A 15,272-nucleotide genomic window follows, 5' to 3' on the forward strand; every position below is an offset into this window, starting at 1 on the left:
ATCACTATTTTGTATCGCCGGGCCGCGCCGGGACTTTCCCGACCTGGCCCGGCAGCCACTGCCCGGCCTTGACCGGCAGCAGGCGGCTTTCTTCGATGCCGCGCGCGAACAGGTTCTGGAAGGGCTGGCTCAGGTAGGGCAGCAGCAGATGCATGACCACCAGCCCGACCCCGAGCGTGACCGGAAAACCGATCCCGAAAATATTCAGCTGCGGCGCCGCGCGCGTCAGGATCCCGAGCGCGACGTTGGTAATCAACAGGGCCGCCACCAGCGGCAGCGACAGCTGGACCCCGGTGCGGAACAATTCCCCGCCCCAGCGCGCCAACTCGAAGCCGAAGCCGGCCGCGAACGGCTGGCCCGACACGGGCAGGCGGTAAAAACTCTCGGCCAGCACCTCGAGCACGGCCAGATGGGCATTCACGGCCAGAAACGCCATGGTCGCGAGCAGGGCCAGAAACTGGCTGATCGCGCCCGAGCGCCCCTGCGTCTGCGGATCGAAAAAGGTGGCGAAGCCGAAACCCATGGTCAAACTGCTCACTTCCCCCGCCATTTCCACGGCGGCAAATACGATCCGCATCGCAAAACCCATGCCAAGGCCGATCAACATTTCCTTGGCGACAATCAACAGCCCCTGCCACGAGAACGGATCACTCGCAGGCAAGGCCGGCACGGCCGGCGCGATCACCAGGGTCAGGGCCAGGCCGAGGCTGACCTTGACAGAAACTGGCACACTCGCATTGCCAAAAAGTGGCGCTGCCGCAACCAGGCCGAGCATGCGCGACAGCGGCCACAGGATCGCGGCGATCCAGGCATACAGGTCGGCACTCGTCAAACTGATCATGATTACGGCAGCCTTGCGTGATTACTTAGTACCTACAGGAAATCTTTTTCAGCCGATCAGACGCGGAATGCTGGTCAGCACATTGCGCATATAGTCGGTCATGATGGCCAGCATCCACGGCCCGGCCACGACCAGGGCGACGAAAATCCCGACCAGCTTGGGAATGAAGGACAGGGTCGCCTCGTTGATCTGGGTGGCCGCCTGGAAGATCGACACCACCAGGCCGATCACCAGCGCCACCAGCAGCAGCGGGGCGGCCACCAGCAAGGTCACCTCCATCGCCTGGCGGCCCATCGTCATCACCATTTCCGGGGTCATCGCCTACTCCTAATAAAAACTCTGGGCCAGGCTGCCGATCATCAGCTGCCAGCCGTCGACCAGCACGAACAGCATCAGCTTGAACGGCAGCGAAATCACGGCCGGGGACATCATCATCATGCCCATCGACATCAGCACCGAGGCCACCACCATGTCGATGATCAAAAACGGAATGAAGATCGCGAAGCCGATCTGGAAGGCCGTCTTCAGCTCGCTCGTGACGAAGGCCGGGATCAGGATCTTCAGCGGCACATCCTCGGGCCCCTGCAGGGCCGGGCTGCGCGAAATCTTGACGAACAGGGCCAGGTCCGACTGGCGCGTCTGGCGCAGCATGAAGGTCTTGAGCGGCGCCGCCGCCTTGTCCATCGCCTCGCCCATGGTGATGCGGTTGTCCTGCAGCGGCACATAGGCCTCGTTGTAGATCTTGTCGAACACCGGGCTCATCACGAACAGGGTGAGGAACAGCGACAGCCCGACCAGCACCTGGTTGGGCGGGGCCGACTGCGTGCCCAGAGCCTGGCGCAGCAGCGACAGCACGATGATGATGCGGGTGAAGCTGGTCATCATCAGCAGCGCGGCCGGCAGGAAGGACAGGGCCGTCAGCAGCAGGAAGGTCTGGATCGGCAGCGTATAGGTGGTGCCGCCGCCCGGGCCCGGGCTGGTGGTCAGGGCGGGAATGCCGGGCGCGGCCTGGGCCAGCAGCGGCAGGCAGAGCAGGGCGAAGGCCGCCAGGCGCGGCAGGAAACGGTCAGGACGCATCGCGTTTTTTCAAAGTCTGTTGCAGCCAGTCGGAAAAGCTCGGGGCGGGCGCGCTCGGCTCGCCCGTGTCGGCCTGGGGCGGACGCGCCAGCGTGGCCAGGGTGTTCACGCGCCCGGGCGCGCTGCCGACCACGATCCAGGTCTCGCCGACCTCGAGCACGGCGACGCGTTCGCGTCCGCCGAGCGAGACGGCGCCGACCAGCTTGATGTTTTTGGGCGCATGCAGGGCCTGCGGCCCGAAGCGCTTGAGGGCCCAGGCCAGGCCGAGCAGCACACCGAGCACCAGCAGCAGGCCGAACACGGACTGGAACAGGCTCGAGGCCGGCACGGCCGAGCCGGTCACGGGCGGCGGCACATAGTAGGGCGGCGCGCTGGCGCCCGGCGCGGCAGGGGCCGCAGCGGGCGGCGCGGCGCTGACACTGGCGGCGCTGACGCTGGCAGCGGCGCTGGCGGCCGGTGCGTCCACGGGGGCGGCCCCGGCCACTCCCGCGGCCAGCGACCAGGCCAGGAGTCCGGGGGCAAGCAGGCGGCGCATCATTTGTTCAGTTTGCGGATGCGCTCGGACGGCGTGATGATGTCGGTGAGGCGGATACCGAACTTGTCGTTCACCACCACCACCTCGCCCTGGGCGATCAGACAGCCATTGACCAGCACGTCCATCGGCTCGCCGGCCAGGCCGTCGAGTTCCACCACCGAGCCCTGCGCCAGTTGCAGCAGGTTCTTGATGGCGATCTTGGTGCGCCCCAGTTCCACCGTCAGCTGGACCGGGATGTCGAGAATGAAATCGATGTCGTTCGGGGTGTCCGACTTCACGCCCTGGTTCGAGAAGTCCTTGAACACGGCGGCGCTGGCCGCCTGGTTCTGCAAGGCTTCCGCTTCGGCGCGCGCCTGTTCGGCGATGGCGGCACCCCAATCGTCTTCGAGGCTTTGATCGTCTTGGGTATCAGACATGGTGTGCTCCTTTTACTTCTTGCCCATGGTGTCGGCGTTGGCCAGCAGTTTTTCCACCTTGAGGGCGTAGTTGCCATTCATGGTGCCGTAGGTGCATTCCATCACCGGGACCCCGTCCACGGTGGCTTCAATCATCTCCGGCACCTGGATCGGGATCACGTCCCCGACCTTGAAATTCAAGAGTTCGTCGAAGGTCGCGCGCGCCGTGCCCAGCGCCGCCACCAGTTCCACTTCGGCGATCTGGATCTGCTGGGTCATCAGGCGGATCCAGCGCTTGTCCACTTCGAGCGCCTCGCCCTGCAGACTCGAGGTCAGGGCGTCGCGGATCGGTTCGATCATCGAGTAGGGCATGCAGAAGTGGATCTGGCCCGACACGGAACCGAGTTCGACCGTGAAGGTCGAGGACACCACGACCTCGTTCGGCGTCGCGATGTTGGCGAACTGGGTGTTCATCTCGGAACGGATGTATTCGAACTCGACCGGGAAGACCGGCTCCCAGCTCTTCGTATAGGCCTCGAACACGATGTCGAGAATGCGCAGGATGATGCGCTGCTCGGTCTGGGTGAAGTCGCGCCCCTCGACGCGCGTATGGAAACGCCCGTCGCCGCCGAACAGATTGTCCACCAGCAGGAACACCAGGCCCGGGTCGAACACCATCAGCGAGGTGCCGCGCAGCGGCTTCATGTGCACCAGATTGAGGTTGGTCGGCACCACCAGGTTACGGATGAATTCGCTGTACTTGGACACCCGCACCGAGCCGACCGAAACCTCGGCCGAACGCCGCAGGAAGTTGAACAGGCCCACGCGCAACAGGCGCGCGAAACGCTCGTTGATGATCTCGAGCGTGGGCATGCGGCCGCGGACGATCCGCTCCTGGGTCGCCAGGTTATAAGTTCTTACCCCCGAAGTTTCCTCAGGCGCGACGGTGTCGTCCTGATCGCCGTTGACGCCCTTGAGCAGGGCATCAACTTCTTCTTGGGAAAGGAAATTATCGGCCATGATCCTGCGTCAAACTTCGTTTATTGGATGATGAAAGAGGTGTACAGCACGTCCGACACCTGCTGTTTCGGGCCGCCCTCGGTGAACGGGCGGTTGACGGCCTCGATGATCTCGGACGACAGCTCGCGCTTGCCGTCCACCGTGTTCAGCTCGGACGCCTTCTTGTTCGACAACAGCAGCAGCAGGCGGCTGCGCACCTTCGGCATATTGTTCTTGATCAGATCGGCCTGGGCCTGGGTCGCCACCTGCAGCGAGAACTGCACCTGCAGATACTGGTCGCCGCTCTCGGGCACCAGGTTGACGGTGAAGGGCTCGAGATTCATGAACACCGGCGGCTCCGCATGGGCGGCCACTTCCTCGTGTTTTTCGGCCGCCGGTTTCTTCATCAGAAACATGTAGGCGCCGCCGCCGCCCAGACCGAGGGCGAGCACGGCCGCGATGATCATAATCAACTTTTTCTTACCACCGCCTGCTGGTGCTTCCGCTTTCGGATCAGCTTTCATTTTGTTGTTCGCTTTCAAGTTTCCTCTTTACTGCGATAAACGTGGACCAGCCATCATTATGTCATTATCGGGGGAAACATAGCAGCGCCATCGGGGGAAAAGCGCGGTGTTTACCCTTCAGGCAAAGGTATCGAGCAGACCCTGACGCGCCCCGCCGCGCAGGGGGCGCGCCGCTTCCGCCGCGGCCGCCGTATTCGTCAGTACCGGGCCCGTCTCGCGCGCCAGTGCGGCGCCGCCGCCCTGGCCGCGCCCGCCGCCCGACTGCTGCTGGGCGCTGGCCTGGGCCTGCTGCTGTTGCTGCTGCTGGTCGGGGCTGCCGGCATTGACGCTGGCGCTGTTCAGCGTGACCCCGGCCTCGCTCATCATTTCTTTCAATTTCGGCATCGCCTGTTCGAGCGCGGCGCGCACTTCGGGCTGGGCCGCCGTGAAGCTCACACCGGCCTGGTCATTGTTGACGTTCAGCACCACCTGCAGGGGGCCGAGGTCGGGCGGATTCAGGGTCAGGGTCGCGCTCTGTTCTTCGCCGGCGACCATCCAGACCATCTTCGTGCCCAGCTGTTCATTCCACTGCTCGCTGCCGACCCGGCCCGGCAGGCGGTTCTCGGCCGCGCTGGCCTGGGCGGCGGCGGCCGTCGGCGCGGCGGCTTGCAGGCTCTGGCCGCTGGCCGGGGCCAGCGGAGCCAGCGGGGCCATGGCCTCGCGTGCCTGGGGCAGGGCGGGGGCGGCCTCGCGCGCCCCGGCCTGGGGCTGGGCCGCGGCGAATTGGACGCCCGCGGCCTCGCTGCGCGCGCCGGCCGGCACGGCGGCGCTGCTCTGGGGCGCCTCGGCGCCGCGCAGTTCCTGGGCAAAGCTGCCCGGGGCGGCGGCGGCCGGCTTGTCGCTGGCGGCGCCGCTCACGCCCGTCTGGCTGGCGCGCACGGCGCTGGCGTCCGCACTGGCTGCGCCGGCCTCGGCCGCAAGGGGGGCGGCAGCGGGGCGCGCCGCATCGGGGCGCTCGGCGCCGCTGGCGCTGGCCGCAGTCGCGGCGGCGGCCGGGGCGGCGGCGCTGGCGGCTGCCTCGGCGCTCTGGCCGGCCTGCAGACTGGCCAGCTGGGCGGCGTTCTGCTGCTGGGCCGCGCTCTGGCTGGCAGTGCTCTGGCGTTCGGCGCGCTGGCTGCCCGCGCGGGCGGCCTCGGCCACGGTGTTCTGCAGTTTCAGGTCCTTGGCCGGGGCGCCATTGGCGGCCTTGGCCAGGGTGGCGGCAAAGCCCGCCTGGCCGTCCTGCGCGGCGGCGGCCTGCACGGCGCTGGCGGCGCTCTGGGCGGCCGCATCGGCGGCCAGCGTCTCGCCGGCGTCGGCCGCGGCGGCGGCCGTGCTGCTCAGGGCCGCGCTGGCGCTGGCGGCGCTGCTGTCGGCGCTGCCCTGGCGGGCGCTGCTCTGACGGCCGCTGGCGCTGCCGGGCAGGGCGCTGTTGCTGGCGGCCGCGGCCAGACTGGCCGCCGTCAGCGGGTCGGCGCTGGCCTGCAGCGCCGGCGTGGCGCTGTCGGCGCCGCGCGCGCTGGCGCTGTCCTTGGCGCTGGCGTCGGCGGCCGGCACCGCCGCACCGGGCTGATTGAAATTGATGATCATGGCCAGCATGTCGGCCAGCGGCGAGGCGGCGGCCGGATCGCTGGCCGCGGCGGCGTCGCTCTGGCTGTCGCTGGCGGCCGGCGTGCCGCTGGCCTCGCTCTCGGTCTCGGCCTTGGCGGGTGTGCCGGGCGCCGCGGGCGCACTGGCGCTGGCGGTGGCCGGATCGGCGCTGGCGCTGCTGTCGGCGCTGGCGTCGGCCTGGCTGTCGGTACCCTCGGCCGGACGGGCCGGCGCCGCCGCCGGCGCGCTGCTGGCCTCCGGCCTGGCCGGGGCGCTGGCGGCCTGGCTGGTCTGGGGAGCGGCCGGGCTGTCGGCCGGGCGCGCGGGCGCACTGGCCGGACGCGCGGCCTCGGCCGGCGGCGCGGCCTCGGGCTGGCGCGCCTGCATTTCGCGCTGCAGGGTCTGCTGGAAAGCTTCGGGTGCGGCGCCGAAGCTGACCTGGCTGGTCACGCCGCCGCGCGCGGGCACGGTCGGCGCGCCGCTGTTCACCTGGATCGGTAAGTTCTGAGTCTGCATGATTGCGCCGTCTTCCCCACGTTATCGTCTATCGAAAGCCCGCCGTGCGGCGAACTCGTCCATCATCTTCTGGTCGCGCTTGTTTTCCAGGCGCAGTGCTTCTTCGGCCGCCCGCTGCGACAGCGTGGCGTAGGACAGGCGCTTGCGTTCGCACACCTGCCAGTTTTGCTTCTCCTGCTCGCTGCGCCGGCGCGCGTGGCCGACCACTTCCTGCTGGCCCTTGACGGCGTTATCGAGCTTGCCGAGGAAGGCCAGGAAGTTCTGAAAGGCCATCGGCGCCATGCCTTGCACCTGGGCCGCCTCGAAGCGGATCGCGTAGTCATTCCGGTAGCCCTGCAGCAGCTGCAGCTTTTTTTCCGCATCATCGAGGGCCTTGAGGGCCTGGCCGAGGCGCTTGGCGGCGTTGTCGACGTCGCGCTGGGCCAGTTCAGTCAGGGTCTCGAGAGCGGTTTTGGTGGCCATATGACAGCATTATAGGAAGGCGGCCGGCCCGGCAATCAGGAGAACAGCGAGGATAATTGCCCTAAGCTCTGGCCCATGTTGACCTTTTCGTGGATTTCCTGGCGCAGGAATTCCTCGATCGGCTCGCGCAGCGAGATGGCCTGGTCGAGCACCGGATCGCTGCCGGCCGCATACGCGCCCACGCTGATCAGGTCGCGTGCGCGCTCATAGCGCGAGAACAGCTGCTTGAGGCGGCGCGCGCGCTGCTGGTGCTCGGCGCTGGTGATATTGTGCATGGCGCGGCTGATCGACTGTTCAATATCGATCGCCGGGTAGTGGCCGGCTTCGGCCAGGCGGCGGTTGAGCACGATATGCCCGTCCAGAATCGCGCGCGCCGAGTCGGCGATCGGGTCCTGCTGGTCGTCGCCCTCGGTCAGCACGGTGTAGAAGGCGGTGATCGAGCCGCCGCCCTCGGGCCCGTTGCCGGCCCGTTCGACCAGCACCGGCAGCTTGGCGAACACCGAGGGCGGATAGCCCTTGGTGGCCGGCGGCTCGCCGATCGCCAGCGCGATCTCGCGCTGCGCCATTGCATAGCGCGTCAGCGAGTCCATAATCAGGAGCACATTCTTGCCTTCGTCGCGGAAGTACTCGGCGATCGCCGTCGCATAGGCGGCGCCCTGCAGACGCATCAGGGGCGGGGTGTCGGCCGGGGCCGCCACGACGACCGAGCGGCGCAGGCCTTCCTCGCCCAGAATCTGTTCGATGAATTCCTTGACCTCGCGCCCCCGTTCGCCGATCAGGCCGACCACGATCACATCGGCTTCGGTATAGCGCGCCATCATCCCCAGCAGCACCGACTTGCCGACGCCGGAGCCGGCGAACAGGCCCAGACGCTGGCCGCGACCGACCGTCAGCATGGCATTGATGGCGCGTACGCCGACGTCGAGCGTGTCGACGATCGGCGCGCGTTCGAGCGGGTTGGCGGGGCGCACATTGATCGGCGCCGCGTCGACCGTGTTCAACGGCCCCTTCTCGTCGAGCGGGCGGCCGGCGCCGTCGAGCACGCGTCCGAGCAGCTGCCAGCCGACCGGCAGGTGGCGCGCGCGGTCCTGCGGGCGGCGGCGCGGGTGATTGACCGTGCCCGGCTTCGGGATCGGCATCTCGACCGGATACACGCGGGTGCCGGGCAGCACGCCCTCGACATCGCTCTGCGGCATCAGGAACAGGCGTTCGCCCTCGAAGCCGACCACTTCGGCGTCGATCTTGCCGCCGCTCGGCAGCGGCACATAGCAGGCGCTGCCCACGGCCAGCTTCAGGCCGACGCACTCCATGACCAGCCCGGCCACGCGCGTGATCCGGCCCGACATCTGCATCGGCTCGACGAAGCTGGCGACCGCCGTGCAGTCACGGATGAAGGCCTTCCAGCGCGCCGTGTGGGGATCGAGGGCGGACAGTTTTTCCATCGCTTAGGCCAGCCACTCGAGGTCCTGGCCGAGCGCCTGCATCAGGCGTGCCCAGCGGTGCGAGGCCTGCGCGTCCATCTGGTTGGTGGCGGTGTCGACGCGGCAGCCGCCGCGCTGGATGATCGGGTCCTCGACCACGCGCCAGCCGCCTTGCTCGAGTTCCTCGCCGATCCCGGCGCGCACGATCTCGGCGTCGTCCGGGTGCAGGGTGATGGTGGCCGGCTGGTGCACGATCGGCAGATAGCTGATCGCTTCCTTGACGATCGGGATCACCAGTTCGGGTTTGACCTGCAGGGCCTGGCGCAGCATGCCGCGCGCCAGCTGCAGGGCCAGTTCGAGCACATCGTGGGCCACGGTTTCATCGCTGGCCTTCAAGGCCTGGCTGAAGCCGAGCGCGATCTGCTGCAGGTGGGCCAGTTCCTGGTCGGCTTCGAGCTTGCCGCGCGCCAGACCATCGGCATAGCCGGCCGCATGCCCGGCCTCGTAGCCGGCCACGCGCGCCTCTTCCTTGATCTGGGCGACATCGTCCTCGGTCGGCAGGATCACCGGCGGCGGCTCGTCCTTCTTGGCCGACGGCCGGTTATCGCCGAAGGAGGTCATCTCCCAGCGTTGATAAGCCGTCTGCAATTCTTTCGGCAGATTAGACAAACGAATCCTCGCCCTTTCCGCCTAGCACGATCTGACCCTCGTCCGCCAGGCGGCGCACGATCTGGAGAATCTGTTTCTGCTGGGCTTCCACTTCCGACAGGCGCACCGGGCCTTTCGACTCGAGGTCCTCGCGCATCATCTCGGCCGCACGCTGCGACATATTCTTGAAGATCTTCTCGCGCAGATCGGGACCGGCGCCCTTGAGGGCGATGATCAGCATCTCGGACTGGACCTCGCGCAGCAGCAGCTGGATGCCGCGGTCGTCGATGTCGATGATGTTCTCGAACACGAACATCTCGTCCATGATGCGCTGGGCCATGTCGTTGTCGTAGTTCTTGATATTGTCCATGACCGAGCCTTCCTGCTCGCTCGACATGAAGTTGAGAATCTCGGCCGCCGCGCGCACGCCGCCGAGCGTCGATTTCTTGATGTTCTCGTTACCCGACAGCAGCTTGGTCAGCACGTCGTTGAGTTCGCGCAGGGCGGCCGGCTGCACGCCGTCGAGCGTGGCGATACGCAGCACCACGTCATTGCGCAGGCGGTCCGAGAAGTGGCCGAGGATCTCGCAAGCCTGGTCGCGTTCCAGGTGGACCAGGATGGTGGCGATGATCTGCGGGTGTTCGTTGCGGATCAGTTCGGCGACGGAGGAGGAGTCCATCCACTTCAGGCTTTCGATGCCCGAGGCGTCCTTGCCGCCCAAAATACGCGACAGCAGCACCGAGGCCTTGTCGTCGCCGAGCGCCTTGGTCAGCACCTGGCGGATGTAGGCGTCCGAGTCGAGGCCGACGGTCGAATTGAGTTCCGTCTGGCTGCGGAAATCCTCGAGCACGCCGACCACCTGTTCGTGGGCGATGCCCTTCATCTGGGCCATGGCCGCGCCCAGCTTGAGCACCTCGCGCGGGCCGAGGAACTTCATCACTTCGGCCGCCTCGTGCTCGCCGATGGCCAGCATCAGGATCGCGGCTTTTTCAATCCCGTTGTCATTCATTTGCGCCTACCCATGCTTTCACCACATTGGCCACGACGCGCGGATCTTCCTTCGACAGGTTCTTCGCCATCTGCAGGTTCTCACGATAGCCCTGGGCCTTGTTTGCTTCCATATGTTCGAGTTCCGAGGCCTTGATCAGCTCGGCTTCTTCCTCCTCATCGACGACCGGCGGCGGCGGCGGTTCCGGCACCGTGGTCAGCTCGTCGAGCTTGCGGAAGATCGGCCGCAGCATCGGGCGCAGGATGCGGAAGAACAGATAGCTCATGGCGATCGCGGCGGCCAGGAATTTGGCGCCTTCCTTGGCCAGGGCCAGGTTCTCCGGGTCCTTCCACCAGGGCACGGGCGGCGGGATCTCGACCGGCTTGTCGACGCCGTCGAAGGGCACGTTCGACACGTTCAGGGTGTCGCCGCGCTTGTCATCATAGCCCATGGCCTGCTTGACCAGCTCGGTGATCTGGGCCTTCTCGGCATCCGTCAGCGCCTTGATCGTGACCTTGCCGGTGGCCTTGTCGACCAGGCGCTTGTAGTTGACCACGACCCCGACGCTCATGCGCTTGATCACGCCCTGGCCGCGCTGCTCGTAGCGGATGGTCTTGTCGACTTCAAAATTGGTGGTTGCGTCCTTGCGCGTGGTCACGCCCGGGGCGGCGCCGCTGGCCGTCACCGTGCCCGGCGCGGCCGCCTGGCCATTGGCGCCCGGCGCCTGGACCGGGGCCGCATTGGCGCCCGGCGGCTGGTTCGACAGGGCGCCCGGCACGCCGACCGCCGGCACCGTGTTCGGATTGCCGACGTCGCTCGTCTGCTGGCTGCGGATGGCCTGCGGCTCGGGCGGCGAGTTCGGCTTGAAGCTCTCGGCCGCCGTGTCGACGGTGGCGAAGTCGACGTCGGCGGTGGCCTCGGCGCGCACATTGCCCTGGCCGACGATCGGGATGATCAGGGATTCGACCTGCTTGACGATGTTCTGCTGCAGGGCCTGCACATACTTGAGCTGGTTCGGGTCGAGCTTGTTGGCGCCGGCCTGCTTGCTGGTGTCCGACAGCAGATTGCCGTTCTGGTCGACCAGGGTCACATTGCCGGGCGTGAGGTCGGGCACGCTCGAGGCCACCAGGTGGATGATGGCATTGATCTGGTGCAGTTCGAGCGTGCGGTTGTTCTGCAGGGTCAGCACGACCGAGGCGGTCGGCTTTTGCTGTTCGCGCACGAACACCGATTTGTCGGGCAGGGCCAGGTGCACGCGCGCGGCCGACACCGTCGACACGGTCTGGATCGAGCGCGCCAGCTCGCCTTCGAGCGCGCGCTTGACGTTCAGCTGTTCAAGGTTCTGCGAGATGCCGAGCTTCTGGTTGTCCATCAGCTCGAAGCCGACATTGCCGCCCTTGGGCAGGCCCTGGCTGGCCAGCTTGAAGCGCACATCGTGCACCTGCTCGGACGGCACCAGAATGGTCGAGCCTTCGATGCGGTGCTTGACCTGGAGCTGGTCGAGCGCGGCCGTGATGGCGCCACCGTCGCGGTCGGACAGGCCGGAGAACAAGACCTTGTATTCGGGCGCCGTGTACCACAGCCAGATGGCCGTCATCAGCGCAATGACCACGGAAATGCCAACGCCGAGGGCGATATTCTTGCCCATCGGGGTCTGGAGGAAGGTCGGCGGGGCCGCCGGCGGCCCCGCTTCATCGACCAATTCTGCCACTTCAGCCGCTTCTGCCATGGTGGATTTCCTGCTGCATCTATCTCGTTGCGAACATTCCCGCCGCGGACACGGAGGGAGACTTATCCCGCATTATGCGCCGCCGGCCGGGCATTCAATCGGGAAAATAGAGCGCGCTTTGCCTGCTTCCTCACGGCAAAAACCTGGCGCCGCCCTTGCTATTCTGCGAGCCTGAGTTCGCTTGTAAGCGTATTGTACCCGGAGGAATGATGGGAATTGGAGCGATTGATAATGGCCGCATCGAGGCCATGCTGAACCAGCTGCGCGCGGCCGCCAAGGGCCACGGCGTGGAGCTGCCGTCCGGCGTCGGTCCGGCAGCCGAGGGCGGCGCGCCCAAGGCCAACTTCGCGGACGCCCTCAAGGCTTCGCTCGACCAGGTCAACAGCGCCCAGGTCGCTTCCGAACAGCTCGGTCAGCGCTTCACCCTGGGCGACGACAAGGTCAGCCTGTCGGACGTGATGATCTCGATGCAGAAGGCCAGCATCGGCTTCCAGGCCACGGTTCAGGTGCGCAATAAGCTGGTCTCGGCTTACCACGACATCATGAACATGCAGGTCTGAGGCGTTTAGGACAGGCCGGCGAGGCGCGCATTGCGCTCGCGTTCGAGCTTGGTGATATAGCGTTGGACCAGGGCCAGCATGCCGCGCTGCAGATTGACGAACTCGCAGCCGAGGCGGCGGTTCGGCTTGTTATTCAGCAGCGTCATGTCGATCGAGTTGCGGATCTGCAGGGTGGTGACCACCGTGCCGATTTCGGGCAAGTCGATGCGGCAGTTGGCGTAATTCTTCCCCACCGTATTGTCCAGCAACATTTTATTGTCGAGGATGGCGATGCCGCCGCAGCTGATGTCGGCCAGCGGGAAGGAGTGCGCCTCGGGCCCGTTTTCCGTCTCCACCTGAATCAGGGCGCGCACCGGATTGGTGACCGGGGTCGGCATCCGGTAGTACTCGCGCCGCTGCAGGCGGATCATCGACTCCGGCAGCGGCATGGCGAAGGCCGGCATGCCGCGGTAGGTGGTCTCGCGCAGCGAGCTGGTGTTGAACAGAATGCGGATCTTGTCGAGCGAAGTCTCGAAGTTGATCTTGCGGGCGGCCAGCATGCGGCGATTCTGGTCGGCGTTGATCGAGCAGTCGAGGATCACCTCTTCTGCGTCGGCATCGACGTCCAGCACCGAAGTCACGGCGGCATCCGCGTCGCCTGAAATGACCGCGCGGATCAGCTGATTTTTCTCGCCGATGCTGCGCAGCAGGGAAATGATTTCCCGGCGCGATCCTACCTGGTAGTCGTGCCAGTTTTCATTACCCGAATCATTGAAGGATGCCATTAGGGTCCAGCCGTTGTTTGGGTTGCAAGAGTTTGTGCCAGGTTCGGCGGGGTAGGCACGGGCCTGCCTTCGCGTTGAGCGGCTTCGATATGATATAGCCAGGCCAGGAGTTCCGCAATTGCCCTATACAGACCCGGTGGAATCTGTTTATCGAGGTCGACTTGCATGAGCATCGCCACCAATTCCTTGGACTCGTGCACGAACACGCCGGCGTCCTTGGCGCGCTCGATGATCTGCTCGGCGATCAGGCCCTTGCCCTTGGCCACCACCGTCGGCGCGGACATGCCGGACTTGTAGGCCAGGGCCACGGCGCTCTGGCGTGCGCGGCGCAGCTGTTCCTCATCCATCGGTCTGCCCCTTGACGCTGAAGGCCGTCAGCTGCAGGCCGGCGGCGGCCAGAGCCTGCTGCAGGGCGGGGGCCGCCTGCTGCAAGGTCTGGGCGCTGGCGCCCTCGGCCGCGATCAGGTGCAGATCGAGGCGTTCGCCATGCAGAACCAGGCGCGCTTCGACCTGGCCCAGGGCCGGCAGGCGCAGGCGCAGGCCGCTGCGCCAGGTGTCGGCCGTGTCGGCCGTCTGGCCGCTCTGGGGGCGGCCGCGCGCCTCGCGCTGGATGTCCCATTGCATCGGCGTGCCGGGCCAGATCGGCCCCTGCCAGAGCACCCGCGCCTGTTCCTGGGTATTCAATTGCTGGTTGACGAATTGGGCGCTGTCGCTTGGTCGAACGTCGCCTTTTTGCATCTGTGGCTCTTCGGCCAGCACGGCCAGCGGCCGTTCGCCCTCGGCCCATTCGGCCAGATGGGACTCATAAAACAAACCGCTTTGGCTGATTGTCTGCTCGAGCCGCGTGGCCAGCTGGGGCGGCGGCGGCGGGGCCGTGTCGAGCACGGGCTGGGTCTGGGTGACGGGCTGGTTGGGCGCGGCCGGATTGGCGGCCAGCACCTGGGCCAGCGCGCGCCCGCTGGCGCTGATCGCGGCCGGCGTGCTGGCCGGATCGATGGCGGGCAGGCGGTCGGCCGGAATCAGTGGCGCTTTGCTGAGCAGGGCGGCGGCCTGCAGAATGGCGGCCGCGCGCGCCGTTTGCGGCACACCGTTGCCGGCGGCCAGCTGCAAATTGCTGATGGCGGCGGCCAGACCGGGCGGCAGGGTGGCCGCGGGCGCCGGCGCAGGCGCTGCCGCGGCGGGCAGGGCAGCGCCCGGACTGGCGGCGGCGTTCGTGCTGGGTGCGGTGCCGGTGGGCAGGCTCGCGGGGGCGGCCGTGGCGGGCCGCGCGCCCGCGCTGGCCGGCGCATTCGGTTCAGCCGCGGCCGGCGCCTGCTCGGCCGGGGCCGCGTCGGCGCCACTGGCGGGCGTTGCCGGCGGGCGCGGGCTGGCGGGCGGCGCTGCTGCCGCGGGCGGATTCGGGCTGGCCTCGGCGGGCGCCGGCGCGGCGGCCGGAGTGTCGATCGTCAGGGCGGCGGCCAGCTCCTCGAGCGGCAGCGCGTTTGCACCGGCCTCGTGCTGGATCAGGGCCGGAGCAGGGTGGCCCGGCGTGGCGCGCGCGCCGCTGCCGCTTTGCTGGCCAAATGCGGCCACCGCTTGGGCCGCGACAGAAGCCTTTGCCGCGGTGGCGCCGCTGGGGCCAGCGCTGGCATGGCCGGTCGGACTGGCGTCGCGTGCCGGACTGTTCGCGGGCGCTGCGTTGCTCGGGCCCGGGCGCGGCGCCAGCCGTGCCGGATTGCCGGGCAGCGCGGCCGCGGCCTGGGCATAGGCGGCCGCCACCTGGGCCGCGCTGGCCAGCGGGGCGGCGCTCGGCGCCGCAGCTGCGGCCGGGGCCGGCGCTGTCGGGGCGGCCGGATGCGGGCTTTCGTGATAGACGAGGGCGCCATCGTCGGCCGCGTGGCCGGCCTGGGACAGAATGACCTGATCGGTCTGCTGGAGCTGGAAAGTCGGGTGCGGATCGAGGGCGACCAGGGTCAGCGGCAGCCGGGCCCCGGTTTCGGTCCCGGCCGGCAGCTGCATGCGCGTGGCGGCGTCCTGGATCTTGACGAGGAAGGAGCCATCGGCCAGCTGGGCCGTGACCTCGCCCTCGAGGGTCTGGCCGAGCATGGCGGCCAGTGAGCGGTGAAACTGTTCCTGGCGCGTGTCGCCGACGTTCTCGACGGGCGGCAAACGGTCGCTCTGGGCGACCGGATGCACGCTGACATCGGTACGCGGCAACATGGCCGG

17 protein-coding genes are annotated in these 15,272 nt (G+C 67.5%); 1 reads left to right on the forward strand and 16 read right to left on the reverse strand.

Annotation, left to right across the window (positions count from 1 at the left end):
• Window positions 1–4 precede the first annotated feature (4 nt).
• From fliR to fliF, 13 genes are all read right to left on the reverse strand, one after another.
• Window positions 5–841 carry a flagellar biosynthetic protein FliR gene (fliR, locus tag LZ005_RS00695; protein WP_237803351.1) on the reverse strand — a complete coding sequence of 279 codons (837 nt, stop codon included), beginning with the start codon at window positions 839–841 and terminating at the stop codon, window positions 5–7.
• 48 nt (window positions 842–889) lie between these two features.
• Window positions 890–1,159 carry a flagellar biosynthesis protein FliQ gene (gene fliQ, locus LZ005_RS00700; RefSeq protein WP_237803358.1) on the reverse strand — a complete coding sequence of 90 codons (270 nt, stop codon included), beginning with the start codon at window positions 1,157–1,159 and terminating at the stop codon, window positions 890–892.
• Between the two features lie 9 nt (window positions 1,160–1,168).
• Window positions 1,169–1,918, reverse strand: a complete 750-nt coding sequence (gene fliP / locus LZ005_RS00705; RefSeq protein WP_237803368.1) for a flagellar type III secretion system pore protein FliP — start codon at window positions 1,916–1,918, stop codon at window positions 1,169–1,171.
• Window positions 1,908–2,453 carry a flagellar biosynthetic protein FliO gene (fliO, locus tag LZ005_RS00710; protein ID WP_237803375.1) on the reverse strand — a complete coding sequence of 182 codons (546 nt, stop codon included), beginning with the start codon at window positions 2,451–2,453 and terminating at the stop codon, window positions 1,908–1,910. The genes fliP and fliO overlap by 11 nt, the downstream gene beginning before the upstream one ends.
• Window positions 2,453–2,869 (reverse strand): flagellar motor switch protein FliN, encoded by a 417-nt coding sequence (gene fliN, locus LZ005_RS00715; protein ID WP_237803377.1) that lies wholly within the window; start codon window positions 2,867–2,869, stop codon window positions 2,453–2,455. Before fliN ends, fliO begins: the two co-directional genes overlap by 1 nt.
• A 12-nt stretch (window positions 2,870–2,881) precedes the next feature.
• Window positions 2,882–3,868 (reverse strand): flagellar motor switch protein FliM, encoded by a 987-nt coding sequence (fliM, locus tag LZ005_RS00720; protein WP_237803385.1) that lies wholly within the window; start codon window positions 3,866–3,868, stop codon window positions 2,882–2,884.
• A 20-nt stretch (window positions 3,869–3,888) separates the two neighbouring features.
• Entirely contained in the window at window positions 3,889–4,371 is a 483-nt protein-coding gene (gene fliL, locus LZ005_RS00725; protein ID WP_237803398.1) for a flagellar basal body-associated protein FliL, read from the reverse strand.
• Between the two features lie 117 nt (window positions 4,372–4,488).
• On the reverse strand, window positions 4,489–6,495 hold the full coding sequence (locus LZ005_RS00730; RefSeq protein WP_237803400.1) for a flagellar hook-length control protein FliK: 2,007 nt from the start codon (window positions 6,493–6,495) through the stop codon (window positions 4,489–4,491).
• 21 nt (window positions 6,496–6,516) lie between these two features.
• Window positions 6,517–6,957, reverse strand: coding sequence for a flagellar export protein FliJ (gene fliJ, locus LZ005_RS00735; protein ID WP_237803402.1), 441 nt, complete (start codon window positions 6,955–6,957; stop codon window positions 6,517–6,519).
• Between the two features lie 35 nt (window positions 6,958–6,992).
• On the reverse strand, window positions 6,993–8,399 hold the full coding sequence (gene fliI, locus LZ005_RS00740) for a flagellar protein export ATPase FliI (protein ID WP_237803410.1): 1,407 nt from the start codon (window positions 8,397–8,399) through the stop codon (window positions 6,993–6,995).
• A gap of 3 nt (window positions 8,400–8,402) precedes the next feature.
• A complete protein-coding gene (locus LZ005_RS00745; protein WP_237803412.1) occupies window positions 8,403–9,047 on the reverse strand; it encodes a flagellar assembly protein FliH in 645 nt (214 codons plus the stop codon).
• Entirely contained in the window at window positions 9,040–10,035 is a 996-nt protein-coding gene (fliG, locus tag LZ005_RS00750; RefSeq protein ID WP_237803414.1) for a flagellar motor switch protein FliG, read from the reverse strand. Before fliG ends, LZ005_RS00745 begins: the two co-directional genes overlap by 8 nt.
• The gene (gene fliF / locus LZ005_RS00755; protein WP_237803421.1) at window positions 10,028–11,743 is read right to left on the reverse strand and encodes a flagellar basal-body MS-ring/collar protein FliF; all 1,716 of its coding nucleotides are present in this window, start codon (window positions 11,741–11,743) and stop codon (window positions 10,028–10,030) included. The genes fliG and fliF overlap by 8 nt, the downstream gene beginning before the upstream one ends.
• 209 nt (window positions 11,744–11,952) lie before the next feature.
• Here fliF and fliE point away from each other — a divergent pair, with 209 nt between their 5' ends.
• Window positions 11,953–12,303 (forward strand): flagellar hook-basal body complex protein FliE, encoded by a 351-nt coding sequence (gene fliE / locus LZ005_RS00760; RefSeq protein WP_237803429.1) that lies wholly within the window; start codon window positions 11,953–11,955, stop codon window positions 12,301–12,303.
• A 5-nt stretch (window positions 12,304–12,308) separates the two neighbouring features.
• Here the strand turns inward: fliE and LZ005_RS00765 are convergent, their stop codons facing one another.
• The 3 genes from LZ005_RS00765 to LZ005_RS00775 are packed head-to-tail and all read right to left on the reverse strand — an operon-like array spanning window position 12,309 to window position 15,266.
• Window positions 12,309–13,067 carry a flagellar brake protein gene (locus tag LZ005_RS00765; protein ID WP_237803436.1) on the reverse strand — a complete coding sequence of 253 codons (759 nt, stop codon included), beginning with the start codon at window positions 13,065–13,067 and terminating at the stop codon, window positions 12,309–12,311.
• On the reverse strand, window positions 13,067–13,414 hold the full coding sequence (locus LZ005_RS00770) for an EscU/YscU/HrcU family type III secretion system export apparatus switch protein (RefSeq protein ID WP_237803454.1): 348 nt from the start codon (window positions 13,412–13,414) through the stop codon (window positions 13,067–13,069). The genes LZ005_RS00765 and LZ005_RS00770 overlap by 1 nt, the downstream gene beginning before the upstream one ends.
• Window positions 13,407–15,266, reverse strand: coding sequence for a flagellar hook-length control protein FliK (locus tag LZ005_RS00775; protein ID WP_237803473.1), 1,860 nt, complete (start codon window positions 15,264–15,266; stop codon window positions 13,407–13,409). Before LZ005_RS00775 ends, LZ005_RS00770 begins: the two co-directional genes overlap by 8 nt.
• Window positions 15,267–15,272: the final 6 nt, after the last annotated feature.

The sequence above is a fragment of the Massilia sp. TS11 genome, from assembly GCF_022012445.1.
Taxonomy (GTDB): domain Bacteria; phylum Pseudomonadota; class Gammaproteobacteria; order Burkholderiales; family Burkholderiaceae_D; genus Telluria.